Genomic DNA, 22,975 nt, shown 5'->3' with positions numbered 1-22,975 from the left:
GTGCACGATCACAGAACGTATGCAACCCATTGCCGGTGCTTGCGTCAAGTGACCAGGGGCAGTGGCGATCATGCCCTGCATCAAGGGTAGTGGGGCGTCCCGCTCGTCACTTGACTGGGTGTGAGGGCGATCGGAGTCAGCTGGCCCAGGAGCCCGCACGAGTGTGGCCCGCCGGATCCCCCGGCGGGCCACACAGGCACTAGTTCTCGGGCCGTCAGATGGAACCGCCGGCACCGGTGCCGTAGGTGCCGCCCACCTCGGCCGCGTTCACGTCGTCGACCTTATCGGCACCGAGAACAGCACCCGTGCTCCGCTTGCTGCGGCGCAGCCTGCGCTCCAGCCAGGAGGCGAAGGACGTAAGGATGAAGTTCAGGACGATGAAGATGACCGCCACCACGATGAAGCTGGGGATGACGTTCGCGTAGTTGGCTGCGAGGGTGCTGCGGGTGTTGAGCAGCTCGGTGAACCCGAGCATCACGCCGCCCAGCGCGGTGTCCTTCACGATGACGACCAACTGGCTGACGATGGCCGGCAGCATGGCGGTGACGGCCTGCGGCAGCAGGATGCTGCTCATCGTCTGCCCCTTGCGCAGGCCGATCGCCATCGCCGCTTCCGACTGCCCCTTGGGCAGGGAGAGGATGCCCGCGCGGACGATCTCGGCGAGGACCGACGCGTTGTACAGGACGAGGCCGGTGACGACCGCGTAGAGGGGCCGCTCGTCGCTGGGGATTCCCGTGGAGCGGACGTAGAACTCGTTGGCGAACAGCATCAGCAGCAGTACGGGGATCGCCCGGAAGAATTCGACCACCGCACCGGCCGGGATGCGCACCCAGCGGTGGTCGGACATGCGTGCGATGCCGAGGACGGCGCCCAGCGGAAGGGCGATGACCATGGAGAGGGCCGCAGCCTTCAGGGTGTCAGCCAGGCCCGGCAGCAGGTACGTCGTCCACGCTTCGGACGTGGTGAACGGCTTCCACAGGGACCACTCCAGCTGGCCCTTTTCGTCCATCGTCTGCCAGACCCACCACAGCAGCAGGGCGAGCAGGACGAAGAAGACCACAGAGAAGAGCACGTTGCGCCGCTTGGCCCGGGGGCCGGGGACGTCGTAGAGGACGGACGTCATCGCTTCACCGCCAGTCGCTTGCTCAGCCAGCCGAGGATCAGGCCGGTGGGCAGGGTCAGTACCACGAAACCGAAGGCGAAGATCGCGCCGATGAGCACCGTCTGTGCCTCGTTCTCGATCATTTCCTTCATCAGGAGGGCGGCCTCGGCCACGCCGATCGCGGCTGCCACTGTCGTGTTCTTGGTCAGCGCGATCAGCACATTGGCCAACGGCCCGATGACCGAGCGGAACGCCTGCGGCAACACGATGAGCCGCAGGATCTGGCTGAAGCTCAGCCCGATGGCACGGGCCGCCTCCGCCTGTCCGACAGGCACGGTGTTGATGCCGGAGCGGATCGCCTCGCAGACGAAGGCCGCGGTGTAGGCGACGAGGCCGAGGACCGCCAAGCGGAACGCCTTGGCTTCGAAGTCGTCGGGTGCGCCCATCGTCACGCCGAAGATGTTGGCGAGGCCGAGCGAGGTGAAGACGATGATGACGGTGAGTGGGATGTTCCGGACGATGTTCACATAGGCGGTGCCGAACCCGCGCATCAGCGGAACCGGGCTGACCCGCATGGCCGCCAGCAGGGTGCCCCAGATCAGGGATCCGACGGCCGAGAGGACGGTGAGCTGCACCGTGACCCAGAAGGCACCCAGCAGGGTCGGGTCGTCATAGTCAGATAGAAAGTCGAACACGATCTCCCGCGCTTCCGGGTGTGTGGCTTGGGCGGCGGACGTGCCGCGCCGCCGCCGGAGGAGCGAGAGGCGGCGGCGCGCCTGCGGATCCCCGCTGTGATGGCGGGGATCCTGCGTCGGCGGAGTCCCGCGTTACTGGACGATCTGGCCGATCTTCGGGGCCGGCTCGTTCTTGTAGTTCGCCGGCCCGAAGTTGTCCTTGACGGCCTTGTCCCAGGCGCCGTCGCTGACCATCTTCTCCAGCGCGTCGTTGATCTTGTTCACGGTCGCGGTGTCGCCCTTCTTCACACCGATGCCGTAGTTCTCGTTGCTCAGCTTGAGCCCGGTGAGCTTGAACTGCCCCTTGTACTGGTCCTGCGCCGCGAAGCCGGCGAGGATCGCGTCGTCCGTGGTCAGGGCGTCGAGCTGGTCGCTCTGCAGACCCGCGATGCATTCCGAGTAGCCACCGAGCTGCTGGAGCTGGGCCTTCGGTGCGATCTTGTCCTTGACGTTCTGAGCCGAGGTCGAACCGGTCACCGAGCACAGCTTCTTGCCGTTGAGGTCGGTGCCCTCCTTGATGTCCGAGTCCGCCTTCACCAGCAGGTCCTGGTGTGCCAGCAGGTACGGACCGGCGAAGTCGACCTTCTGCTTGCGCTCGTCGGTGATCGAGTACGTGGCCGCGATCATCTTCACGTCACCGCGGGCCAACGCGTTCTCACGGTCGGCGCTCTTGGTCTCGACCCACTCGATCTGGTCGGGCTTGTAGCCCAGTTCCTTGGCCACGTACGTCGCCACGTCCACGTCGAAGCCGGAGAAGGAACCGTCGGGCTCCTTCAGGCCGAGACCCGGCTGGTCGTACTTGATGCCAATCTTGATCTTGTCGCCGCCGCCGGAGCCCGAATCGCCTGAATCGCTGTCGCCACCGCAAGCGGTTGCCGTGAGGGCGATGACGAGGGCCGTGGCGGACGCCGCGGTGACCTTGCGGAGCTTCATGGTGAACATCCTTTGCCGTGAAGAGAAAAGCCGTCGTTGCGGGTGACGCGGAGCGTCGCGGGCGCGACCCGCGCCGTCAGTGGTGCAGGATCTTCGACAGGAAGTCCTTGGCACGATCGCTGCGCGGATTGCTGAAGAACTGGTCGGGCGCAGCCTCCTCGACGATTCGGCCGTCCGCCATGAACACCACGCGGTTTGCGGCCGATCGTGCGAAACCCATCTCATGGGTGACGACGATCATCGTCATGCCGTCGCGGGCGAGCTGCTGCATGACCTCCAGCACCTCGTTGATCATTTCGGGGTCGAGCGCGGAGGTCGGCTCGTCGAAGAGCATCACCTTCGGCTCCATGGCCAGCGCCCGTGCGATGGCGACGCGCTGCTGCTGGCCGCCGGAGAGCTGCGCCGGGTACTTCTCGGCCTGCGCGGCCACGCCGACCCGGTCGAGCAGGGCCCGGGCCCGCTCCTCGGCCGCCTTCTTGTCCTTCTTGCGGACCTTGATCTGGCCGAGCATCACGTTCTCGAGCACGGTCTTGTGCGCGAAGAGGTTGAAGGACTGGAAGACCATTCCGACATCGGCGCGCAGCTTCGCGAGCGCCTTGCCCTCGGCGGGCAGCGGCTTGCCGTCGATCGTGATCGTGCCGGAGTCGGTCGTCTCCAGGCGGTTGATGGTGCGGCACAGGGTGGACTTGCCGGACCCGGAGGGCCCGATGACCACGACGACTTCACCGCGGGCGATCGTCAGGTCGATGTCCTGGAGTACGTGCAACGCGCCGAAGTGCTTGTTGACGCTCTTCAGGACGACCAGTTCTCCGGTCGCGGCCACATCTTCCTTGGCCACCGATACTTCGGTCATCGCTCTCAGGCTCCGTCCTCCTCGGTTTCGGAGGACAGTAGTAACCCTCTACGACCTGCGTCATTACATCTGAGGGGAATCTGAGCATCACGATCCGATAGCAATCGGACACGTGTCGTAGCACTTGGGAGCAGCGCTCATATCGGGCGGGTAACGGAAGCTCTCCGCAACCGGAACCCTCTTGACGCCGTCCTCATCCATCAGCGTGACTGCACAAGGTGCACGCGCGCGCGTGCACGCGTTTTTGTACACGTCTAGATCGTACGGCCAGTGAACCGAAGGGGGCCCGGGTGAGACTGCTGCTCGTCGAGGACGACAACCACGTCGCCGCCGCCCTCTCGGCGGTTCTGGCACGGCACGGCTTCGATGTCACGCATGCGCGCAGCGGTGAGGAGGCCCTCCAGGCACTCGTTCCCGAGGGCGACTGCTTCGGTGTCGTCCTCCTCGACCTCGGCCTGCCCGACCAGGACGGATACGAGGTCTGCGGCAAGATCCGCAAACGCACCAGCACTCCGGTGATCATGGTCACCGCCCGCTCCGACGTGCGCTCCCGCATCCACGGCCTCAACCTCGGCGCCGACGATTACGTGGTGAAGCCCTACGACACGGGGGAGCTCCTCGCCCGCATCCATGCCGTGAGCCGGCGCACCTCGCACGAGGACACGTCCAGCGGCATCGAGACCGAGCTGCGACTCGGCCCCGTGCACATCGAGCTGCCCACGCGCCGGGTCAGCGTGGACGGGGCGGTGGTCCAGCTGACCCGCAAGGAGTTCGACCTGCTGGCCCTGCTCGCGCAGCGGCCCGGCGTGGTCTTCCGCCGGGAGCAGATCATCAGCGAGGTGTGGCGGACCAGCTGGGAAGGGACCGGCCGCACCCTGGAGGTGCACGTCGCGTCCCTGCGCGCCAAGCTGCGGATGCCGGCCCTCATCGAGACCGTACGCGGAGTCGGCTACCGGCTCGTCGCGCCCGCCGGATAGCGGGGCCGGGTGCGCACTCGTCTGCTCCCGCTGCTCATCGTCCTGATGGCGGCCGTGCTCCTCGCGCTCGGCATCCCGCTCGCGGTCAGCCTCGCGGGAGCGCACCAGCAGAAGGTCGTGGTCGACCGGATCGACGACACGGCGCGCTTCGCGGCCCTCGCGCAGTTCGTCACCGATTCACCCGACGGGACCACCGGCGCGTTCGAGAACGAGCGGCTGGCCACCCTCAGCAGCGAGCTCCGCAGCTACTACGAGGTCTACGGCATCCGAGCCGGTGTCTTCTACCGCACCGGCAGGCCCATGGCCCACGCCCCGGAAGAGTGGTCCCTGCCCCAGGAGGGCGAGGTCAGGGACGCCTTCGACGAGGCGAAGCTCAGCCGCCGCAGTCACGATCCGAAGCAGGTGTGGCCCTGGCAGCGCCGCAACCTCGTGGTGGCCTCGCCGGTCATCCGGGACGGCGACGTCGTCGCGGTCGTCGTCACCGACTCGCCGACCGGGCAGATGCGCTCGCGTACGCTGCACGGCTGGCTGGTCATCGGCGCGGGTGAGTTCGCCGCGATGCTGCTGGCCGTCGGTGCCGCCCTGCGGCTGACCGGCTGGGTGCTCAAACCCGTACGGGTCCTGGACGCCACCACCCACGACATCGCCACCGGGCGGCTCAAGTCCCGGGTCGCGGCTGCCGGCGGACCGCCGGAACTCCAGCGCCTGGCCCGCTCGTTCAACGAGATGGCCGACAACGTCGAGGACGTGCTGGAGCAGCAGCGCGCCTTCGTCGCCGACGCCTCGCACCAGCTGCGCAACCCCCTCGCGGCACTGCTGCTGCGCATCGAGCTGCTCTCCTTCGAACTGCCCGAGGGCAACAAGGAGATCGCCTCGGTCCAGGCCGAGGGCAAGCGTCTCGCACAGGTCCTGGACGACCTGCTCGATCTGGCGCTGGCCGAGCACACCGAGACGGATCTGAAGATCACCGACATCGGGGAGCTCGCCGCCGAACGCCTCGCGGCCTGGGCGCCGACCGCCGAGGCCAAGGGTGTACGCCTGGTGGGGGACTGCCCGCCGACGACGGCATGGGCCGACCCGGTCGCGCTGTCCAGCGCCCTGGACGCGGTCATCGACAACGCGGTGAAGTTCACGCCCGGGGACCAGACCGTCGCGGTGACCGTCGCCTCCTACGGCGACACCTCCACCGTCGTCGTCACCGACCATGGCCCCGGCCTCACCGACGAGGAGCTGGCCCGCGTCGGCGACCGCTTCTGGCGCAGCGGCCGGCATCAGAACATCAAGGGCTCGGGGCTGGGGCTGTCCATCTCGCGGGCGCTGCTCGCGGCGGGCGGCGGTTCGATCGCCTTCGACCGTCACGAGCCGCACGGGCTGAAGGTGACGGTGGCGGTGCCGAGGTCGGCGCCCACGGCATGACGGACGGCGGCGGCAGAGGGTCCGGGAGCGGCGGCATGACGGACGGCGGCAGCGGCGTGTCCGGGCGCTACGGTTTGACCGACTGGTAGTAGCGCTGGGCGCCGACGTGCAGTTGCAGCGGGTCGGTGTAGATCGCCGTGCGGACGTCGACCAGCTGGGCGGAGTGGACGGTCGCGCCGATGAGGTCCCGGCTGTCGAGCACCGTACGGGTCAGCCACTCGGTGAGCCGGGGATCCATGTCGCTGCGCGTGAGCAGCACGTTGGACACCGCCAGGGTCGGCACCGGATGGCCGCGCTGGATGGCGGGGTAGGCCGACTCCGGCATCTTGGTGGCGCGGTAGTAGCGCGTGGCACCGCCCTGGTCGTGCAGTTTGGCCACGAGCGTGGCGTCGATGGGCACGAAGCGGAAGGCCGATGCCGATTTCTTGGCCAGGCGGCTGAGACCGTCCGTGGGCAGCCCGCCCGACCAGAAGAACGCGTCGAGGCCGTGCCCCAGGCGCTTGGGCCCGGTGTCGATGCCGTCCGAGGAGGGCTTGATGTCCTTCTCCGGGTCGATGCCGGCCGCCTTGAGCACCCCATTGGCTATCAGCCGTACGCCGGAGTCGGGCAGCCCTATGGCCACGCGCTTGCCCCGCAGGTCTGCGACGGAGCGGATGTCCGAGTCGGGCGGTACGACGAGCTGGACGTAGTCGTCGTACAGGCGGGCGAGGCCGCGCAGCCGGTCGGCACCCGGGCCGTTGTCGAGTTCGTACGTCGCGGCCGCGTCGGCGGCGGCGATGGCGAAGTCGGCCTTGCCGGTCGCCACGTCGGCGACGTTCTCCTGCGAGCCGGCGCTGGTCAGCAGCCGCACCTTCAGGTCGGGCATGTCCTTGTCGATCTCGTTGCGCAGGAGCTCCCCGTACTCGTGGTAGACCCCCGCGCGGGTGCCCGTGCTGAACGTGATGGTCCCGCTCGGCGGCTCCTCGGCCCAGGGGCGCAGCCACCACAGCAGCAGGCCGAGGACCACGAGGGAGGCGGTGCCGCCCTGCAGGGCCCGGCGCCTGCCGATTCGGGGGAGCGTTCTGGACATGCGGGCGATCCTGCCAGCCGGAGTGCCCCCTGACCAGGGCAAGGGTCACAGGGCGAGGGCGGGGGAGTGTCAGTGGCCGCCGCTACAGTCGCCTCCATGAGCTCCTCGCCCGCTGACCTGGTCCGTGAATTCCACCGCGCCTTCGGCCTGGATTCCCGCAGTACGCCGACGGAGGTCTCCCCGGAACTCGCGGCCCACCGCGGCGAACTTCTCGCCGAGGAGGCCGCGGAGGTCGCCGAGGTGTCGGTGCGGGGCCCGCTCGACCGGCTCGCGCACGAACTGGCGGACGTGGTCTACGTCGCGTACGGCACCGCGCTCGTGCACGGCATCGACCTCGACGCGGTGCTCGCCGAGATCCACCGCTCCAACATGACGAAGGTCGGCCCCGACGGCTCGGTCTCCCGGCGGGAGGACGGCAAGGTCCTCAAGGGGGAGCACTACGAAGCGCCGGACGTGCCGGGGGTGCTGCGCAGGCAGGGGTGGGTGCCGGGCGGGGGCGCCTGACCCGGGGGTCACACTCCGGGCCATCCGCACCCGGGCCGCCCGGCCCACCCCTGCTCAGTCGGGCGACTGGTGCAGCGGCCGGCGGCCCCGGCCGCCCGGCCCACTTCTCCTCAGCCGCCGACCGACCCCTCTGCCAGGGCCGCCCGGCCCACCCCTCGTCAGTCGGCGACTGGTGCCCCGGCCTTGGCCGCCCGGGCCCCCCTCGTCAGTCGGCGACCGGCGCCTCCGCCTCGGCCGCCCGGGGTGCGGGCTCGGGGCGGCGGGGCTCGCGGCGCCGGGCCCACCAGGTCGCCACCGGCTCGGTGTAGCGCGCGGTGAGCGGGCCCAGAACGACCAGGATCAGCACGTAGGCCGTGGCCAGCGGGCCGAGGGACGGTTCGACACCGGCCGCGACCGCGAGGCCCGCGATGACGATCGAGAACTCGCCGCGGGCCACCAGCGCGCCGCCCGCCCGCCAGCGGCCCTTGACGGAGATCCCGGCCCGCCGGGCCGCCCAGTACCCGGTGGCGATCTTCGTCAGCGCGGTGACGACGGCCAGTCCGAGGGCGGGCAGCAGGACGGGCGGGATGCTCGACGGGTCGGTGTGCAGCCCGAAGAAGACGAAGAAGACCGCCGCGAACAGGTCGCGCAGAGGGCTCAGCAGCGTGTGCGCACCCTCCGCGACCTCCCCCGACAGTGCGATGCCCACCAGGAAGGCCCCCACCGCCGCCGACACCTGGAGCTGCTGCGCGACCCCCGCGACCAGGATCGTCAGGCCCAGCACGACCAGCAGCAGCTTCTCCGGGTCGTCGCTGGAGACGAACCGGGAGATGAGCCTGCCGTAGCGCAAGGCCAGGAACAGCACCAGACCGGCCGCGCCCAGCGCGATCGCCAGGGTCACGCTGCCGGCCATCAGCCCGACTCCCGCCACCAGCGCCGTGACGATGGGCAGATACACCGCCATCGCCAGGTCCTCGAGCACCAGCACGCTGAGGATCACCGGCGTCTCCCGGTTGCCGACCCGGCCCAGATCGCCCAGCACCTTCGCGATCACGCCGGACGACGAGATCCAGGTGACACCGGCCAGCACGACGGCGGCCACCGGACCCCAGCCGAGCAGCAGCGCCACGGCTGCTCCGGGCAGCGCGTTGAGGGCGCAGTCGACCAGACCGGACGGGTAGTGGGTCTTGAGGTTGGAGACCAGGTCGCTCGCCGTGTACTCAAGGCCCAGCATCAGCAGCAGCAGGATGACGCCGATCTCCGCGCCCGTGGCGACGAACTCCTCGCTCGCGCCCAGCGGCAGCAGACCGCCCTCGCCGAAGGCCAGGCCGGCCAGGAGGTACAGGGGTATCGGGGAGAGCCGGAACCGGGCGGCGAACCGGCCGAGCAGGCCGAGGCCGAGAATGATGGAACCGAACTCGATGAGCAGAACCGCGGAGTGCAACGGCTCACTCCCGCCCGAGTATGGCCGCGGCCGCGTCGACGCCCTCGCGGGTCCCGACGACGATCAGCGTGTCACCGCCGGCCAGCCGGAAGTTCGGCGCGGGCGACGGGATGGCCTCGGCCCGGCGCAGCACGGCCACCACCGACGCGCCCGTCTCCGTCCGCATCCGCATGTCCCCCAGCACCCGCCCGTTCCAGCGCGAGGTCGCGGCCACCTCGATCCGCTCGGCGACCAGCCCGAGGTCCGTGGTGTACAGCAGGCTCGGGCTGTGGTGGGACGGCTTCAGCGCGTCGATCAGCGATCCCGCCTCCGAGCTGGTCAGCTTCAGGGACTGGGCGCAGGAGTCGGGATCGTCGGACCGGTACACGTTCACCGTGCGGGTGCCGTCGCGGTGCGCCACCACCGACAGATGGCGGTGTTCCCGGGTCTCCAGGTCGTACTGGACCCCGATGCCCGGTAGTGGCGTCGCCCTCAGGCGCGGAGCTGACACGATGCTTCCCCTTGTTCATCTCGTTTGTCGTATTTTGTCGGCCTGGTGAGCGGTGTCGATCATCGGACGGCTCAAGTCCGCATGGTCCCATCCGGCCGTACGGTGACGACATGGGTGTCGTGACGGATATACGCAGTGGCCGGTCGCCGGAGAGGGTGGAGGGGGCGGTGCACCGCGCGAAGACGGGAAGGAGCGGGTCCGGAAGCGTGTCGTTGTTCTGGCGGATCTTCTCGCTCAACGCCGCCGGCCTGGTCGTGGCCACGGCGTTGCTGCTCGGCCCGGTCACCGTGTCCACCCCCGTCCTCGCGGGCGAGGCCCTCGTCCTGCTCGCCGGCCTGGTGCTGCTGCTCGCCGGCAACGCGCTCGTGCTGCGGTTCGGCCTGGTGCCCCTGCAGCGGCTGGACCGGGCCATGGCCACCGCGGACCTGCTGCGTCCGGGCTCCCGGCCGGTGGTCGCGGGACCGGCGGAGACGGCCGGGCTGATCACGACGTACAACACGATGCTCGACCGGCTGGAGGCCGAACGGGCCACGGGCGCCGCCCGGGCGCTGTCCGCACAGGAGGGCGAACGGCACCGGATCGCGCGGGAACTGCACGACGAGGTCGGGCAGACCCTGACCGCCGTCCTCCTCCAGCTCAAGCGCGTCGCCGACCGGGCGCCCGAGGACCTTCGCGAGGAGGTGGGCCAGGCGCAGGAGGCGACCCGGGCCGGCCTGGACGAGATCCGCCGGATCGCCCGCCGGCTGCGCCCCGGGGTCCTGGAGGAACTCGGCCTGGCGAGCGCGCTGCGTTCGCTCGCCGGCGAGTTCACGACCCACGGGCTGACCGTGCGCCATCACGTCAACGGCGACCTGCCCGCTCTGACCCAGGAAGCGGAACTCGTCGTCTACCGGGTCGCCCAGGAGGGCCTGACCAACACGGCCCGGCACGCCGCCGCCGACCGCGCCGAACTCCGCCTCCAGCCGGCCCCCGGCGGCGTCGAACTCCTCGTACGCGACAACGGCACGGGCCTGGGCGGCACCCCCGAGGGCGCCGGCATCACGGGCATGCGCGAACGCGCCCTGCTGATCGGTGCCGCCCTGGCGCTGGAACCGGCTCCGGGCGGTGGCACCGACGTACGGCTGCGCATACCGGTGGCCGTACGCGCACCAGTGACTGAAGGACCCCGCTGATGTCCCCACCGATCCGCGTCCTGCTCGCCGACGACCACACCCTCGTGCGCCGGGGAGTGCGGCTCATCCTGGACGGGGAGCCCGACCTCACGGTCGTGGCCGAGGCCGGGGACGGCGCCGAAGCCGTCGCCAAGGCCCGGGAAACCCCCGTCGACCTGGCTGTCCTGGACGTGGCCATGCCCCGGATGACCGGCCTCCAGGCCGCCCGGGAGCTCTCCCGCCGACTGCCCGGCCTGCACATCCTGATCCTGACGATGTACGACAACGAGGAGTACTTCTTCGAGGCGCTCAGGGCCGGGGCCAGCGGCTACGTCCTCAAGTCGGTCGCCGATCGCGACCTGGTCGAGGCCTGCCGGGCTGCGGTGCGTGAGGAGCCGTTCATCTACCCGGGTGCCGAACGCGCCCTCGTCCGCTCCTACCTGGAGCGGCTGCACCGGGGCGACGGCCTGCCGGAAAGGGCCATCACCGAACGCGAGGAGGAGATCCTCAAGCTGGTAGCCGAGGGTCACACCTCGAAGGAGATCGGCGAACTCCTGTTCATCAGCGCCAAGACCGTCGAACGCCACCGCGCCAACCTCCTGCAGAAGCTCGGCATGCGCGACCGCCTGGAGCTGACCCGGTACGCGATCCGGGCCGGACTCATCGAGCCCTGAGCCCGGTGCGGGGTTGTCCGCAGGCGGCCGAGACACTTTCGCCGACCGCCTACCCTTGTCCCATGAGCAGCATCGACCGGAGCCAGTCAGTGGGCGGCACGCGCACATACGAGGTACGCACCTACGGGTGCCAGATGAACGTCCACGACTCCGAGCGGTTGTCCGGACTGCTGGAGGACGCGGGCTACGTCCGCGCCCCCGAGGGCGCCGACGAGGCGGACGTCGTCGTCTTCAACACCTGCGCGGTGCGTGAGAACGCCGACAACAAGCTGTACGGCAACCTCGGCCACCTCGCCCCGAAGAAGGCGAGGTGGCCCGGCATGCAGATCGCGGTCGGCGGCTGCCTCGCGCAGAAGGACCGCGACACCATCGTGAAGAGGGCGCCCTGGGTGGACGTCGTCTTCGGCACCCACAACATCGGCAAGCTGCCCGTCCTGCTGGAGCGCGCCCGCGTGCAGGACGAGGCGCAGGTCGAGATCGCCGAGTCGCTCGAGGCGTTCCCCTCGACGCTGCCCACCCGCCGCGAGAGTGCCTACGCTGCCTGGGTCTCCATCTCCGTCGGCTGCAACAACACCTGCACCTTCTGCATCGTCCCGGCCCTGCGCGGCAAGGAGAAGGACCGCCGCCCCGGCGACATCCTCGCCGAGATCGAGGCCCTGGTCGCCGAAGGCGTCTCCGAGATCACTCTGCTCGGACAGAACGTCAACGCCTACGGCTCCGACATCGGCGACCGCGAGGCCTTCAGCAAGCTGCTGCGCGCCTGCGGGAGGATCGAGGGGCTGGAGCGCGTCCGCTTCACCTCCCCGCACCCGCGGGACTTCACCGACGACGTCATCGCCGCCATGGCCGAGACGCCGAACGTGATGCCGCAGCTGCACATGCCGCTCCAGTCCGGATCGGACCCGGTCCTGAAGGCGATGCGACGCTCCTACCGCCAGGAGCGCTTCCTGGGAATCATCGAGAAGGTCCGCGCCGCCATCCCGCACGCCGCGATCAGCACGGACATCATCGTGGGCTTCCCCGGCGAGACCGAGGAGGACTTCGAGCAGACGCTGCACGTGGTGCGCGAGGCCCGCTTCGCCCAGGCCTTCACCTTCCAGTACTCCAAGCGCCCCGGCACCCCGGCCGCCGAGATGGACGGCCAGATCCCCAAGAAGGTCGTCCAGGAGCGCTACGAGCGGCTCGTCGCCCTCCAGGAGGAGATCTCCTGGGAGGAGAACAAGAAGCAGGTCGGCCGCACCCTGGAGCTGATGGTCGCCGAGGGCGAGGGCCGCAAGGACGACACCACCCATCGCCTCTCCGGCCGCGCCCCCGACAACCGCCTCGTCCACTTCACCAAGCCGGACCAGGAGGTCCGCCCCGGCGACGTGGTCACGGTCGAGATCACCTACGCCGCCCCGCATCACCTCCTCGCCGAGGGCCCGGTGCTGGACGTGCGCCGCACGCGCGCGGGCGACGCCTGGGAGAAGCGGAACGCCACCGAGAAGGCCAAGTCCGTCGGCGTGATGCTGGGCCTGCCGAAGATCGGCGCTCCCGAGCCACTGCCGGCCGTGGCGAGCGGGTGCGGCTGCGACTGAACCGGGCCGCTGCCGCCCTGTGCCGTGGCAGCGGCTTCTGAGAGTTACCCTGCCGATCATGCTTGTCGCCGCCGCTGTCTGCCCCTGCCCGCCCCTTCTGGTACCCGACGTCGCCGCGGGCGCCGCTCCGGAACTGGACGCCGCCCGGGCCGCCTGCACGGACGCGCTGGGTGTGCTCGCCGCCGCCCGGCCCGGCCGGCTGGTGGTCGTCGGCCCGGTGGACGGCGCCGGGACCGAGACCTACCCGGAGGGAACAGCGGGGTCCTTCCGCGGTTTCGGCGTCGATCTGGACGTACGGCTGGGAGCGGCCGACGTCGCGGCCACGGAACCGCGGCTGCCGTACGCACTGGCGGTGGCCGCCTGGCTGCTGGAGCGGACCGGGTGGTCCGACGCACCGGTCGAGGGACTGGGAGTGGGGGAGTCGTACCCGCCCGAGCAGTGCGCGCGAACGGGGAGGGACATCGCCGACGGGGACGAGCGCGTGGCCCTGCTGGTGATGGGTGATGCCAGCGCGTGCCGGACGCTCAAGGCCCCGGGCTATCTGGACGAACGGGCGGCGCCCTTCGACGCGGAGGTCGCGCGGGCGCTCGGCGCGGCGGACGTGGCCGCACTCACCACGCTCGACACCGGGCTGGCGCACGAGCTGCAGGCGTCCGGCCGGGCCCCCTGGCAGGTCCTGGCGGGCGCGGCCGAGGGTGCGGGCCTCGGTGGATCGCTGCTGTACGAGGACGCGCCGTACGGCGTGGGATACGTCGTCGCCGCCTGGTCGTAACCCGGGCGGCGGGGCGCGTGACACGGTGGACGGCCGGGAGCCCTTGTGCCCCGCGGCCGTCCGCCGATGTGTCCTTCAGAGTGACGATGTCCGTGTCAGGAAGCAGGCGGTGGTGCGTCGTCCGGCGGCGTGGGGCCACCCGGATCCCGCGGCGGTACCGTGCGGCCGGCCTCCGGCGGCATGGTCCCCGTGGCCGGCGGCGGTGTGCCAGCCCCGTCCGGTCCGCTCTCGCCCTGGTGCGCGAGTCGTCCCATGGCCCCCTTGGCCCGCCCCGTGCCCGACTGGATCCTGTCGCTGTACTTGCCCTTGGTCCTCTTGTCGACGGCCTGCGCGGCCTTGTCGAGACCATGGTGGATCTTGCCCTCGTGCCGCTGTGCGAGGTCCGAGACCTTGCCCTTGGCCGGGCCCAGCTTGGCTTTCACGTTGTCCAGGAGACCCATGGCTCACCTTCCCTCGCGCGGGGCGGTCACGTACGGGCGCCCTCGCCGGCCTCGTTGTCGGCCGCCTTCTCGGTGGACTGCTGCTTGGGGATGTCGACGCCCTCGGACTCGACGCCCTCGGACTCGGTGACCTCGGCGGCGGCCTCGCCGGCCGGCTCCGCCGCTTCCTCGGCTCCCTCGATGCCCTTCGTCTCAGCGGCCTCGGCCGCCTGCGCCTCGGGCCCGGCCTTCGCCGTGTCGGTCTGAGCCTCGGCTGCAGGCGTCTCCGCCGTGGCCTTCGACCGCCGGAGAAGTCGTGCAAAAACGCCCATATCCACTCCATACGTTACTCGTGCGGGCGAAATCCCGCGTTGCCCGGTGCGTCAATTTGCGCGGCCCGGGCCACCGCCTCTGTGATCCGGCGGCAGGAACCTCGCAACGGGCAACGACCCCGCGGCCGTGGCGTCACGTAACTCGTTCGAGACCAGGGCGGGAGGTTTGCGAGACTGGGGCGGTGAGCAGTGCACCCCCCGCCCCCCGCGTCATCGCCGTTGTCGGACCAACTGCGGCCGGAAAGTCCGATCTGGGCGTCTTCCTGGCCCAACGCCTCGGCGGCGAGGTCGTCAACGCCGACTCCATGCAGCTCTACCGAGGGATGGACATCGGCACCGCCAAGCTGACGCCCGAAGAGCGTGACGGCGTCCCCCATCACCTGCTGGACATCTGGGACGTGACCGTCACGGCGTCCGTCGCCGAGTACCAGCGCCTGGCCCGGGAGCGGATCGAGGCCCTGCTCGCCGAGGGCCGCTGGCCGATCCTGGTCGGCGGCTCCGGACTCTATGTACGCGGCGCCGTCGACAACCTGGAGTTCCCCGGCACCGACCCCGAGGTCCGAGCCCGCCTGGAGGAGGAACTCACGCTGCGCGGCTCCGGCGCGCTGCACGCCCGCCTGGCCGCCGCCGACCCCGAGGCCGCTCGCGCGATCCTGCCGAGCAACGGCCGCCGGGTCGTCCGCGCCCTGGAGGTGATCGAGATCACCGGCAGGCCCTTCACGGCCAACCTCCCCGGCCACGACTCGGTCTACGACACCCTCCAGATCGGCGTCGACGTGGCCCGCCCCGAACTCGACGAGCGCATCGCGCGCCGGGTCGACCGGATGTGGGACGCCGGCCTGGTGGACGAGGTGCGCGCACTCCAGGCGCAGGGGTTGCGTGAAGGGCGTACGGCCTCGCGCGCGCTCGGCTACCAGCAGGTGCTCGCGGCGCTCGCCGGGGAGTGCACCCTCGAGGAAGCGCGGACCGAGACCGTCCGTGCCACCAAGCGCTTCGCGCGCCGCCAGGATTCATGGTTCAGGCGCGATCCGCGGGTGCACTGGTTGAGTGGGGCCGCGGCCGATCTCACGGAACTTCCGCAGCTCGCGCTGTCCTTGGTCGAACGACCGGTTACAGCCTGATCACGTCATGGCATCGGGACGCCCAGGCCGTCATCCGGTTCTTCGGCGGCGTGCCATCATCGAGCTTCGATCGACCGAGTTGAGTCCTAGTTGGGAGGGCGCGTGGCGATGGAGGCCGGCCCTCGCGACACCGCACGAAGCACCGATCACATCACCGCCGAGCGGGATGAGACGGGGCGCGAGGATGCGCCGGAGCAGGAGACGGACCACCTCAGCTCCGACGGTCCCGACGAGACACAGGGTGTGACGGACGACGGTCCCGAGCCCGACGAGATGTTCGCCGACGAGGTCGAGGTCGAGCTGCGCCCGCAGCGCCGGCTCCGCATCTGGCAACTGGCCCCCATCGTGAGCCTCGCGGCACTGGGCTCCCTGATGTTCGCGTTCCCGCTCGCCTTCGACTTCGGTGACAGCGGGGCCGTCATCGCCATGCTGGGCCTGCTGATCTGCTCGTGCGCGGCCGGCTGGGGCATGATGGCCGCCCGCCGGGTCGGCTACACCTGGCCGGGCCTGCCGGCCCGCGGCTCCGGCCGCAGACCCGACTGGCGGGTCGCCCTCGGGTACGCACTGGTGGTGGCCGTCGTGGTGGTCCTCGCCGTGTGGCGTGTGGCGCGGCTGCGCTGACCGCCGTAAGGGAGCGCGGGCACGCGGGGGCGCTGTCGTAGGCACCCCTTACGATCGAGGCATGAGCACGCGGATCGCCTTCCTCAAGGGTCACGGCACCGAGAACGACTTCGTGATCGTCCCGGACCCCGAGAACGCCATGGACCTGCCCCCGGCCGCCGTCGCAGCCCTGTGCGACCGGCGCGCGGGCATCGGTGGTGACGGGCTGCTGCACGTCGTGCGCTCCGCCGCGCACCCGGAGGCGAAGGGCATGGCGGCCGAGGCGGAGTGGTTCATGGACTACCGCAACGGCGACGGCTCGATCGCGGAGATGTGCGGCAACGGCGTGCGGGTGTTCGCGCGCTACCTCCAGCGCGCCGGTCACGTGACCGAGGGAGACCTCGCGATCGCCACGCGCGGGGGCGTGAAGACCGTGCACATCGCCAAGGACGGTGACGTGACCGTGGGCATGGGCAAGGCGGTGCTCCCCGACGGTGACGTCACGGTGAGCGTCGGTGAGCGCAGCTGGCCCGCGTGGAACGTCAACATGGGCAATCCGCACGCGGTCGCCTTCGTGGACGACCTGGCACACGCCGGTGACCTGTACTCCCCGCCCCCCTTCAGCCCGGCCGCCGCCTACCCGGACGGTGTGAACGTCGAGTTCGTGGTCGACCGTGCGCCCGGGCACGTCGCGATGCGCGTGCACGAGCGCGGCGCCGGTGAGACCCGCTCGTGCGGCACGGGCGCGTGCGCGGTCGCCGTGGCCGCCGCCCGCCGCGACGGCGCCGACCCGACGGCCACGGGCGCCCCCGCGACGTACACCGTGGACGTCCCCGGCGGCACCCTGGTGATCACCGAGCGGCCCGGCGGCGAGATCGAGATGACCGGCCCGGCCGTGATCGTGGCCGAGGGCGAGATCGACGCGGACTGGCTGGAATCCGCCACGCCCGTCTGAGCCGGAACCGGTCGTCCTGAAACACCCGCGTATCTTCGGCCGCCCGGCCCGAATCCACCGTTGGTTACCGGCCACTTGGCGGGAATCACACCATGCAGGACGCGGCGAGCAGGGGTACAAACCTCACATTCGTCCCTCGAATGGGTGATCAGTTTCACGCTCGGCGAGAGGCGGTCAGTCGGGCGTGGTGGGCTCGGTAGCATCAAGCACCGGCCCGGACGGGGGACCGAAGCCGCTCCCTGAGCCGTGTCCGCTCTGGGGCACCCCGTCCGCCGGTTGACGCAGCCGGAGGTGCCCATGAGTGCGGAGGCCACGAATTCCGTGACCCCAGGCCCGATGCCGGGCGCGGTGTCAGGACCGATGACGCCGACAGCCCCCCGCAGAAAGGCCCGCCCCCGGATCGACCTGCGCCGCCTCGGCCGCGCGGCCCTGCTCGGCCCCACCGCCCGAGGCCGGCTGCCCGACGCCATCAGCCACGTCGTCGAAGCCCACCGCGCCCACCACCCCGACGCGGACCTGGAACCCCTGCGCCACGCCTACGTCCTGGCCGAGTCATCACACCGCGGCCAGATGCGCAAGAGCGGCGAGCCGTACATCACGCACCCGCTCGCCGTGACCCTGATCCTCGCCGAACTCGGCGCCGAGACCACGACGTTGACCGCGTCACTGCTGCACGACACCGTCGAGGACACGGACGTGACGCTCGACCAGGTCCGCGACCAGTTCGGCGAGGAGGTCCGCTACCTCGTCGACGGCGTCACCAAACTCGAGAAGGTCGACTACGGCGCCGCCGCCGAACCCGAGACCTTCCGCAAGATGCTCGTCGCCACCGGCAACGACGTCCGCGTCATGTCGATCAAACTCGCCGACCGGCTGCACAACATGCGCACCCTCGGCGTCATGCGCCCCGAGAAACAGGAGCGCATCGCCAAGGTGACACGTGACGTGCTCATCCCGCTCGCCGAACGGCTCGGTGTCCAGGCGCTCAAGACCGAACTGGAAGACCTGGTCTTCGCGATCCTGCATCCCGAGGAGTACGCGCACACCAGGGAGCTGATCGTCCGCAACGCGGCCCGCGCGGACGACCCGCTCGCCGAGGTCGCCGACGAGGTGCGCGGTGTACTGCGCGAGGCGGACATCCAGGCCGAAGTCCTCATTCGGCCCCGCCACTTCGTCTCGGTGCACCGCGTCTCCCGCAAGCGCGGCCGGCTCCGCGGCTCCGACTTCGGCCGCGTCCTGGTCCTGGTGAACGAGGACGCCGACTGCTACGCCGTCCTGGGCGAACTGCACACCTGTATGAAGCCGGTGGTCTCGGAGTTCAAGGACTTCATCGCCGTACCGAAGTTCAACCTCTACCAGTCGCTGCACACGGCCGTGGCGCGCGAGGACGGCCAGGTCGTCGAGGTCCTCATCCGCACGCACCAGATGCACAAGGTCGCCGAGGCCGGGGTCGTCGCCCTCGGCAACCCGTACGCACCGGCCCCCGACGACCCGGCCGACGGCGAACGCATCGACCCCACTCGCCCCGGCTGGCTCTCCCGGCTCCTCGACTGGCAGGAGGCGGCACCCGACCCCGACCACTTCTGGTCGACCCTGCGCGAGGACCTCGCCCAGGACCGCGAGATCACCGTCTTCCGGCCCGACGGCGGCACACTCGGCCTGCCCGAGGGCGCGACCTGCGTGGACGCCGCGTACGCGCAGTACGGCGAGGACGCGCACGCCTGCATCGGCGCCAGGGTGAACGGTCGCCTGGCGACGCTGAGCACCGTCCTGAAGGACGGCGACACCGTCCAGCTGCTCATGGGCCAGGACCCGGCGTCGGAGCCCTCCCGGGAGTGGCTGGAGCACGCCCACACACCCGCGGCCCGGATCGCCATCCAGCGGTGGCTGACCGCCCATCCGGCGCAGGCTGAGTCCCAGCAGAGCGAGGCGCGGATCGCCGAGGACCGGCCGGCCCTCAGGCCCGCCGACGCACCCGACCCGGACACGCCCCCCGAGCAGTCCGCCGACCGCCCCGTCACCGGCCACGTCCTCGCCGACCTGCCCGGAGCGACCGTCCGGCTCGCCCGCTGCTGCACGCCCGTACCGCCCGACGAGATCACCGGCTTCGCCGTACGCGGGGGAGCGGTCACCGTGCACCGCGTGGAGTGCTCCGCCGTGGCGCGTATGAAGGACGGGGGGCGTACGGAGGTCGGCGTGAGCTGGGGAGAGGCCGCCGAGTGCCGGGTCACGCTGGTCGCCGAATCGTTCGTCCGCCCTCATCTGCTGGCCGACCTCACCGAGGCCATGGCCGCCGAGGGAGCCGAGATCGTCTCGGCTACCGTCGAGCCCCCGGCCCAGCAGCAGGTCCGGCACACGTACACCGTGCAGCTTCCGGACGCCGGCCACCTGCCCGCCCTGATGCGCGCGATGCGCAATGTGGCCGGGGTGTACGACGTCAGCCGGGCGCAGCCACAGCCGCAGGGAGGCTGAGCCTGTCCGGGGCCCCGAGGGCTCCGGGCCGTCCCGCGGCCGCGTCGGTCCGGCCGCGGGACGGCCCGGCGGACGGGAAGCGGCTGAGTCGGTCCGGCGGCCTCCGGGGGCGGCCGGGGGCGGCCGGGGCGGCACCCGGCGCAGGCCCCGGTCCCCGGTTCGGGTGGGACGGAAGCGCGCCGTCCCCGCCGCGCACGCGCGCGCTGATAGCCGTGGGGCATGCTCCTGACCCCCCACAGCCAGTCCACCACCCCCACCCGCCGTCGCCGCACCGCCGCCGCCCTGCTCGCCTCGGCGATCTCCGTTTGCCTCGTCGCCGCCGCCGCGCCCGTCGTCCCGCTCGGCATCGGCGACCGCCTCTTCCCGCACCTCGGCAACCCCGGCTACGACGTGGCGTCGTACGACCTCTCCTTCACCTATCCGGGCAACAACAGCGAACCGCTGCGGGCCGTCACCACCATCGACGCCTGGACGACCGCCGACCTGGACCGCGTCAACCTGGACTTCGCCCACGGCACGGTCCAGGCGGTCGAGGTCGACGGCGAGCCCGCGCAGTACCGCACCGCCGGCGAGGACCTGGTGATCACGCCCGAGGACTCGGTGTCGGACGGCAACTGGATGCGGATCACCGTGCGGCACACCAGTGACCCCGGGCCGGCCAAGGGCCGCGAGGGCGGCTGGGTGCGCACCGCGGACGGACTCGCCATGGCCAACCAGGCCGACGCCGCGCACCTGGTGTTCCCGTGCAACGACCACCCCTCCGACAAAGCCATGTTCACCATCCGGGTCACCGCGCCCGACGGTCACACGGCCGTCGCCAACGGCCTGCCCGCCCCAGTGGAGAAGTCCGGCGGGTCGACGACCTGGACCTACCGCACCAAGCACCCCATGGCCACCGAGCTGACCCAGGTCTCCATCGGCCGCTCCACGGTCCTGCACCGCACCGGCCCACACGGGCTGCCCGTACGGGACGTCGTCCCGACCGAGCACCGCAAGACCCTCGAACCCTGGCTGGCGAAGACCGCCGGCCAGATCGCCTGGATGGAGAGCAAGGTCGGCCGCTACCCCTTCGAGACGTACGGCCTGCTCGTGGCCGACGTCTCCACCGGCTTCCAACTGGAGACCCAGACACTCTCCCTCTTCGAGCGGGAACTGTTCACCGAACCCGTCTACCCCTCGTGGTACGTGGAGTCGATCATGGTCCACGAGCTGGCCCACCAGTGGTTCGGCAACAGCGTCAGCCCCCGCACCTGGTCCGACCTGTGGCTCAGCGAGGGGCACGCCACCTGGTACGAGGCGCTGTATGCCGAGGAGGAGGCCGGTAAACCGATCCGGGACCGGATGAAGGCCGCCTACGGCGCCTCCGACCGCTGGCGCGCCGCCGGCGGACCGCCCGCCGCGCCCAAGGCACCCGACCCCGGCCGCAAGACCGACCTTTTCCGGCCCAACGTCTACGACGGGGCCGCGCTCGTCCTGTACGCCCTGCGCCAGGAGATCGGCCGCCCGGCCTTCGAACGCCTGGAACGCGCCTGGGTCGGCCGCCACCAGGACAACACCGCCACGACGGCGGACTTCGTCCGGCTCGCCGCCGAGATCTCCCGGCGCGACCTGGACGGCTTCTTCCAGGGCTGGCTGTACGGCGAGAAGACCCCGCCGATGCCCGGGCACCCGGACTGGAAGCCACAGGCGCCCGCGAAGCCGCAGGCCCCGGCCGAGCAGGCCAGGCCGGCTCAGGCAGGCGCCCGGTAAACACGGTGACGAGACGCCCCGTACCGTGCGAACATCTTCAGGTCGGCGCGGTACGGGGTGCCGGGAATCTCCCGGACCGCCCATGCGTTGCAGACAATGAACGGCTTCCCATCTACGTAAGGATCCAATGACCTCCTCTTCTTCCTTTTCCCAGGACTCCAAGCGCTTCGCGCACAGCCACCCCGAGGGTTTTCGGGCCGATGCCCTGATGGAAGAGGACGTCGCCTGGAGCCACGAGATCGACGGAGAGCGGGACGGCGACCAGTTCGACCGCTCCGAGCGCGCGGCACTGCGCCGCGTGGCGGGCCTCTCCACCGAGCTCGAGGACGTCACCGAGGTCGAGTACCGCCAGCTCCGGCTGGAGCGGGTCGTCCTCGTCGGCGTGTGGACCTCGGGAACCGTGCAGGACGCGGACAACTCCCTCGCGGAGCTCGCCGCCCTCGCCGAGACGGCCGGTGCGCTGGTGCTCGACGGCGTCACCCAGCGCCGTGACAAGCCCGACGCGGCCACCTACATCGGCTCCGGCAAGGCCGAGGAACTGCGCGACCTCGTCCTCGAGACGGGCGCGGACACCGTCATCTGCGACGGTGAGCTCAGCCCGGGCCAGCTCATCCACCTCGAGGACGTCGTCAAGGTCAAGGTCATCGACCGGACGGCCCTGATCCTGGACATCTTCGCCCAGCACGCCAAGTCCCGAGAGGGCAAGGCACAGGTCGCTCTCGCGCAGATGCAGTACATGCTGCCGCGACTGCGCGGCTGGGGTCAGTCGCTGTCCCGGCAGATGGGCGGCGGCAAGGGCGGCGGCCTCGCCACCCGTGGCCCCGGTGAGACCAAGATCGAGACGGACCGGCGACGGATCCGCGAGAAGATGGCGAAGATGCGCCGGGAGATCGCGGAGATGAAGACCGGCCGCGAGATCAAACGCCAGGAGCGCAAGCGCCACAAGGTGCCGTCCGTGGCCATCGCGGGCTACACCAACGCCGGCAAGTCCTCGCTGCTCAACCGCCTCACGGGCGCGGGCGTGCTGGTCGAGAACGCCCTGTTCGCGACCCTCGACCCGACCGTGCGCCGGGCCGAGACCCCCAGCGGACGGCTGTACACGCTGGCCGACACGGTCGGCTTTGTGCGCCACCTGCCCCACCACCTGGTCGAGGCGTTCCGCTCCACGATGGAGGAGGTCGGCGAGTCCGACCTGATCGTGCACGTGGTGGACGGCTCGCACCCGGTCCCGGAGGAGCAGCTGGCCGCCGTACGCGAGGTGATCAGGGAGGTCGGAGCCACCGACGTGCCCGAGATCGTCGTGATCAACAAGGCCGACGCGGCCGACCCGCTCACCCTGCAGCGGCTGCTGCGCGTCGAGAAGCGCTCCATCGCCGTCTCGGCCCGCACCGGCCAGGGCATCGAGGAACTGCTCGCGCTCATCGACAACGAGCTGCCGCGCCCGTCGGTCGAGATCGAGGCGCTCGTGCCGTACACGCGCGGCAAGCTGGTCGCCCGTGCCCATGACGAGGGCGAGGTGATCTCCGAGGAGCACACCCCGGAGGGCACCCTGCTCAAGGTGCGGGTGCACGAGGAACTGGCGGCGGAGCTCACGCCGTTCGTTCCGGCGCCGGCGCTCTGACCCCGGCCTGAGCGCGCCTCGCGTCGAACGC

The 22,975-nt window shown here is 70.8% G+C and carries 22 protein-coding genes; 13 read left to right on the top strand and 9 right to left on the bottom strand.

What is annotated here, in order from left to right; all coding sequences use genetic code 11:
- Positions 1–214: 214 nt before the first annotated feature.
- From IO24_RS0112095 to IO24_RS0112080, 4 genes are all read right to left on the bottom strand, one after another.
- A complete protein-coding gene (locus IO24_RS0112095; protein WP_031134870.1) occupies positions 215–1,123 on the bottom strand; it encodes an amino acid ABC transporter permease in 909 nt (302 codons plus the stop codon).
- The gene (locus IO24_RS0112090; protein ID WP_031134869.1) at positions 1,120–1,797 is read right to left on the bottom strand and encodes an amino acid ABC transporter permease; all 678 of its coding nucleotides are present in this window, start codon (positions 1,795–1,797) and stop codon (positions 1,120–1,122) included. Before IO24_RS0112090 ends, IO24_RS0112095 begins: the two co-directional genes overlap by 4 nt.
- A gap of 132 nt (positions 1,798–1,929) precedes the next feature.
- Complete coding sequence (locus IO24_RS0112085) at positions 1,930–2,769, bottom strand: glutamate ABC transporter substrate-binding protein (protein WP_031134867.1); 840 nt, start codon at positions 2,767–2,769, stop codon at positions 1,930–1,932.
- A 76-nt stretch (positions 2,770–2,845) separates the two neighbouring features.
- The gene (locus IO24_RS0112080; RefSeq protein ID WP_031134866.1) at positions 2,846–3,622 is read right to left on the bottom strand and encodes an amino acid ABC transporter ATP-binding protein; all 777 of its coding nucleotides are present in this window, start codon (positions 3,620–3,622) and stop codon (positions 2,846–2,848) included.
- Positions 3,623–3,912: 290 nt separating this feature from the next.
- Here IO24_RS0112080 and IO24_RS0112075 point away from each other — a divergent pair, with 290 nt between their 5' ends.
- Positions 3,913–4,599, top strand: a complete 687-nt coding sequence (locus tag IO24_RS0112075) for a response regulator transcription factor (protein WP_031134864.1) — start codon at positions 3,913–3,915, stop codon at positions 4,597–4,599.
- 9 nt (positions 4,600–4,608) lie between these two features.
- Entirely contained in the window at positions 4,609–6,015 is a 1,407-nt protein-coding gene (locus IO24_RS0112070) for a sensor histidine kinase (protein ID WP_031134862.1), read from the top strand.
- A 67-nt stretch (positions 6,016–6,082) separates the two neighbouring features.
- Here IO24_RS0112070 and IO24_RS0112065 read toward each other — a convergent pair whose 3' ends face one another.
- Positions 6,083–7,084 carry a TAXI family TRAP transporter solute-binding subunit gene (locus tag IO24_RS0112065; RefSeq protein WP_031134860.1) on the bottom strand — a complete coding sequence of 334 codons (1,002 nt, stop codon included), beginning with the start codon at positions 7,082–7,084 and terminating at the stop codon, positions 6,083–6,085.
- Between the two features lie 96 nt (positions 7,085–7,180).
- On the opposite strand from IO24_RS0112065, the gene IO24_RS0112060 reads away from it, so the two are divergent.
- On the top strand, positions 7,181–7,588 hold the full coding sequence (locus IO24_RS0112060) for a pyrophosphohydrolase domain-containing protein (RefSeq protein WP_031134857.1): 408 nt from the start codon (positions 7,181–7,183) through the stop codon (positions 7,586–7,588).
- A 205-nt stretch (positions 7,589–7,793) separates the two neighbouring features.
- Here IO24_RS0112060 and IO24_RS0112055 read toward each other — a convergent pair whose 3' ends face one another.
- A complete protein-coding gene (locus IO24_RS0112055) occupies positions 7,794–9,011 on the bottom strand; it encodes a cation:proton antiporter (protein ID WP_031134856.1) in 1,218 nt (405 codons plus the stop codon).
- Between the two features lie 4 nt (positions 9,012–9,015).
- Positions 9,016–9,501, bottom strand: coding sequence for a cation:proton antiporter regulatory subunit (locus IO24_RS0112050; protein ID WP_031134854.1), 486 nt, complete (start codon positions 9,499–9,501; stop codon positions 9,016–9,018).
- A 206-nt stretch (positions 9,502–9,707) separates the two neighbouring features.
- Here IO24_RS0112050 and IO24_RS0112045 point away from each other — a divergent pair, with 206 nt between their 5' ends.
- The 4 genes from IO24_RS0112045 (at position 9,708) to IO24_RS0112030 (ending at position 13,675) form a co-directional block, all read left to right on the top strand.
- The gene (locus IO24_RS0112045) at positions 9,708–10,673 is read left to right on the top strand and encodes a sensor histidine kinase (protein WP_234335201.1); all 966 of its coding nucleotides are present in this window, start codon (positions 9,708–9,710) and stop codon (positions 10,671–10,673) included.
- Positions 10,673–11,326 (top strand): response regulator, encoded by a 654-nt coding sequence (locus IO24_RS0112040; protein WP_031134851.1) that lies wholly within the window; start codon positions 10,673–10,675, stop codon positions 11,324–11,326. The genes IO24_RS0112045 and IO24_RS0112040 overlap by 1 nt, the downstream gene beginning before the upstream one ends.
- Positions 11,327–11,388: 62 nt before the next feature.
- Positions 11,389–12,903: a tRNA (N6-isopentenyl adenosine(37)-C2)-methylthiotransferase MiaB gene (gene miaB, locus IO24_RS0112035; RefSeq protein WP_031134850.1), complete on the top strand. Its 1,515-nt coding sequence runs from the start codon at positions 11,389–11,391 to the stop codon at positions 12,901–12,903.
- A gap of 58 nt (positions 12,904–12,961) precedes the next feature.
- Entirely contained in the window at positions 12,962–13,675 is a 714-nt protein-coding gene (locus tag IO24_RS0112030; RefSeq protein WP_031134847.1) for a class III extradiol dioxygenase subunit B-like domain-containing protein, read from the top strand.
- Between the two features lie 95 nt (positions 13,676–13,770).
- Here the strand turns inward: IO24_RS0112030 and IO24_RS0112025 are convergent, their stop codons facing one another.
- Together IO24_RS0112025 and IO24_RS0112020 are read right to left on the bottom strand one after the other, a co-directional pair.
- A complete protein-coding gene (locus IO24_RS0112025; RefSeq protein WP_031134845.1) occupies positions 13,771–14,115 on the bottom strand; it encodes an antitoxin in 345 nt (114 codons plus the stop codon).
- A gap of 26 nt (positions 14,116–14,141) precedes the next feature.
- On the bottom strand, positions 14,142–14,426 hold the full coding sequence (locus tag IO24_RS0112020; protein WP_031134843.1) for a hypothetical protein: 285 nt from the start codon (positions 14,424–14,426) through the stop codon (positions 14,142–14,144).
- Between the two features lie 182 nt (positions 14,427–14,608).
- Between IO24_RS0112020 and miaA the strand changes: the two genes are divergently transcribed.
- From miaA to hflX, 6 genes are all read left to right on the top strand, one after another.
- Positions 14,609–15,547, top strand: coding sequence for a tRNA (adenosine(37)-N6)-dimethylallyltransferase MiaA (gene miaA, locus IO24_RS0112015; RefSeq protein WP_031134841.1), 939 nt, complete (start codon positions 14,609–14,611; stop codon positions 15,545–15,547).
- Positions 15,548–15,655: 108 nt separating this feature from the next.
- Positions 15,656–16,168 carry a hypothetical protein gene (locus tag IO24_RS0112010; protein ID WP_031134839.1) on the top strand — a complete coding sequence of 171 codons (513 nt, stop codon included), beginning with the start codon at positions 15,656–15,658 and terminating at the stop codon, positions 16,166–16,168.
- A gap of 61 nt (positions 16,169–16,229) precedes the next feature.
- Entirely contained in the window at positions 16,230–17,102 is an 873-nt protein-coding gene (gene dapF / locus IO24_RS0112005) for a diaminopimelate epimerase (RefSeq protein WP_031134838.1), read from the top strand.
- 297 nt (positions 17,103–17,399) lie between these two features.
- Complete coding sequence (locus IO24_RS0112000; protein WP_031134836.1) at positions 17,400–19,574, top strand: RelA/SpoT family protein; 2,175 nt, start codon at positions 17,400–17,402, stop codon at positions 19,572–19,574.
- Between the two features lie 219 nt (positions 19,575–19,793).
- The gene (locus IO24_RS0111995; protein ID WP_031134834.1) at positions 19,794–21,323 is read left to right on the top strand and encodes a M1 family metallopeptidase; all 1,530 of its coding nucleotides are present in this window, start codon (positions 19,794–19,796) and stop codon (positions 21,321–21,323) included.
- 127 nt (positions 21,324–21,450) lie between these two features.
- The gene (hflX, locus tag IO24_RS0111990; RefSeq protein ID WP_031134832.1) at positions 21,451–22,944 is read left to right on the top strand and encodes a GTPase HflX; all 1,494 of its coding nucleotides are present in this window, start codon (positions 21,451–21,453) and stop codon (positions 22,942–22,944) included.
- Positions 22,945–22,975 lie beyond the last annotated feature (31 nt).

The organism is Streptomyces flavovariabilis (genome assembly GCF_000725785.1).
Taxonomy (GTDB): Bacteria; Actinomycetota; Actinomycetes; order Streptomycetales; family Streptomycetaceae; genus Streptomyces; species Streptomyces hawaiiensis.
The sequence above is the reverse complement of the archived record's forward strand: the minus strand, read 5'-3'. Positions and strand labels throughout refer to the sequence as shown.

Bases quoted from the DNA above. Each gene is read 5' to 3' on its own strand.
- IO24_RS0112080 (WP_031134866.1), bottom strand. From the start codon at position 3,622: ATGACCGAAGTATCGGTGGCCAAGGAAGATGTGGCCGCGACCGGAGAA.
- IO24_RS0112095 (WP_031134870.1), bottom strand. From the start codon at position 1,123: ATGACGTCCGTCCTCTACGACGTCCCCGGCCCCCGGGCCAAGCGGCGC.
- miaB (WP_031134850.1), top strand. From the start codon at position 11,389: ATGAGCAGCATCGACCGGAGCCAGTCAGTGGGCGGCACGCGCACATAC.
- IO24_RS0112060 (WP_031134857.1), top strand. From the start codon at position 7,181: ATGAGCTCCTCGCCCGCTGACCTGGTCCGTGAATTCCACCGCGCCTTC.
- IO24_RS0112065 (WP_031134860.1), bottom strand. From the start codon at position 7,084: ATGTCCAGAACGCTCCCCCGAATCGGCAGGCGCCGGGCCCTGCAGGGC.
- IO24_RS0112025 (WP_031134845.1), bottom strand. From the start codon at position 14,115: ATGGGTCTCCTGGACAACGTGAAAGCCAAGCTGGGCCCGGCCAAGGGC.
- dapF (WP_031134838.1), top strand. From the start codon at position 16,230: ATGAGCACGCGGATCGCCTTCCTCAAGGGTCACGGCACCGAGAACGAC.
- IO24_RS0112020 (WP_031134843.1), bottom strand. From the start codon at position 14,426: ATGGGCGTTTTTGCACGACTTCTCCGGCGGTCGAAGGCCACGGCGGAG.
- IO24_RS0112030 (WP_031134847.1), top strand. From the start codon at position 12,962: ATGCTTGTCGCCGCCGCTGTCTGCCCCTGCCCGCCCCTTCTGGTACCC.
- IO24_RS0112010 (WP_031134839.1), top strand. From the start codon at position 15,656: ATGGAGGCCGGCCCTCGCGACACCGCACGAAGCACCGATCACATCACC.
- IO24_RS0112085 (WP_031134867.1), bottom strand. From the start codon at position 2,769: ATGAAGCTCCGCAAGGTCACCGCGGCGTCCGCCACGGCCCTCGTCATC.
- IO24_RS0111995 (WP_031134834.1), top strand. From the start codon at position 19,794: ATGCTCCTGACCCCCCACAGCCAGTCCACCACCCCCACCCGCCGTCGC.
- IO24_RS0112040 (WP_031134851.1), top strand. From the start codon at position 10,673: ATGTCCCCACCGATCCGCGTCCTGCTCGCCGACGACCACACCCTCGTG.
- hflX (WP_031134832.1), top strand. From the start codon at position 21,451: ATGACCTCCTCTTCTTCCTTTTCCCAGGACTCCAAGCGCTTCGCGCAC.
- IO24_RS0112000 (WP_031134836.1), top strand. From the start codon at position 17,400: ATGAGTGCGGAGGCCACGAATTCCGTGACCCCAGGCCCGATGCCGGGC.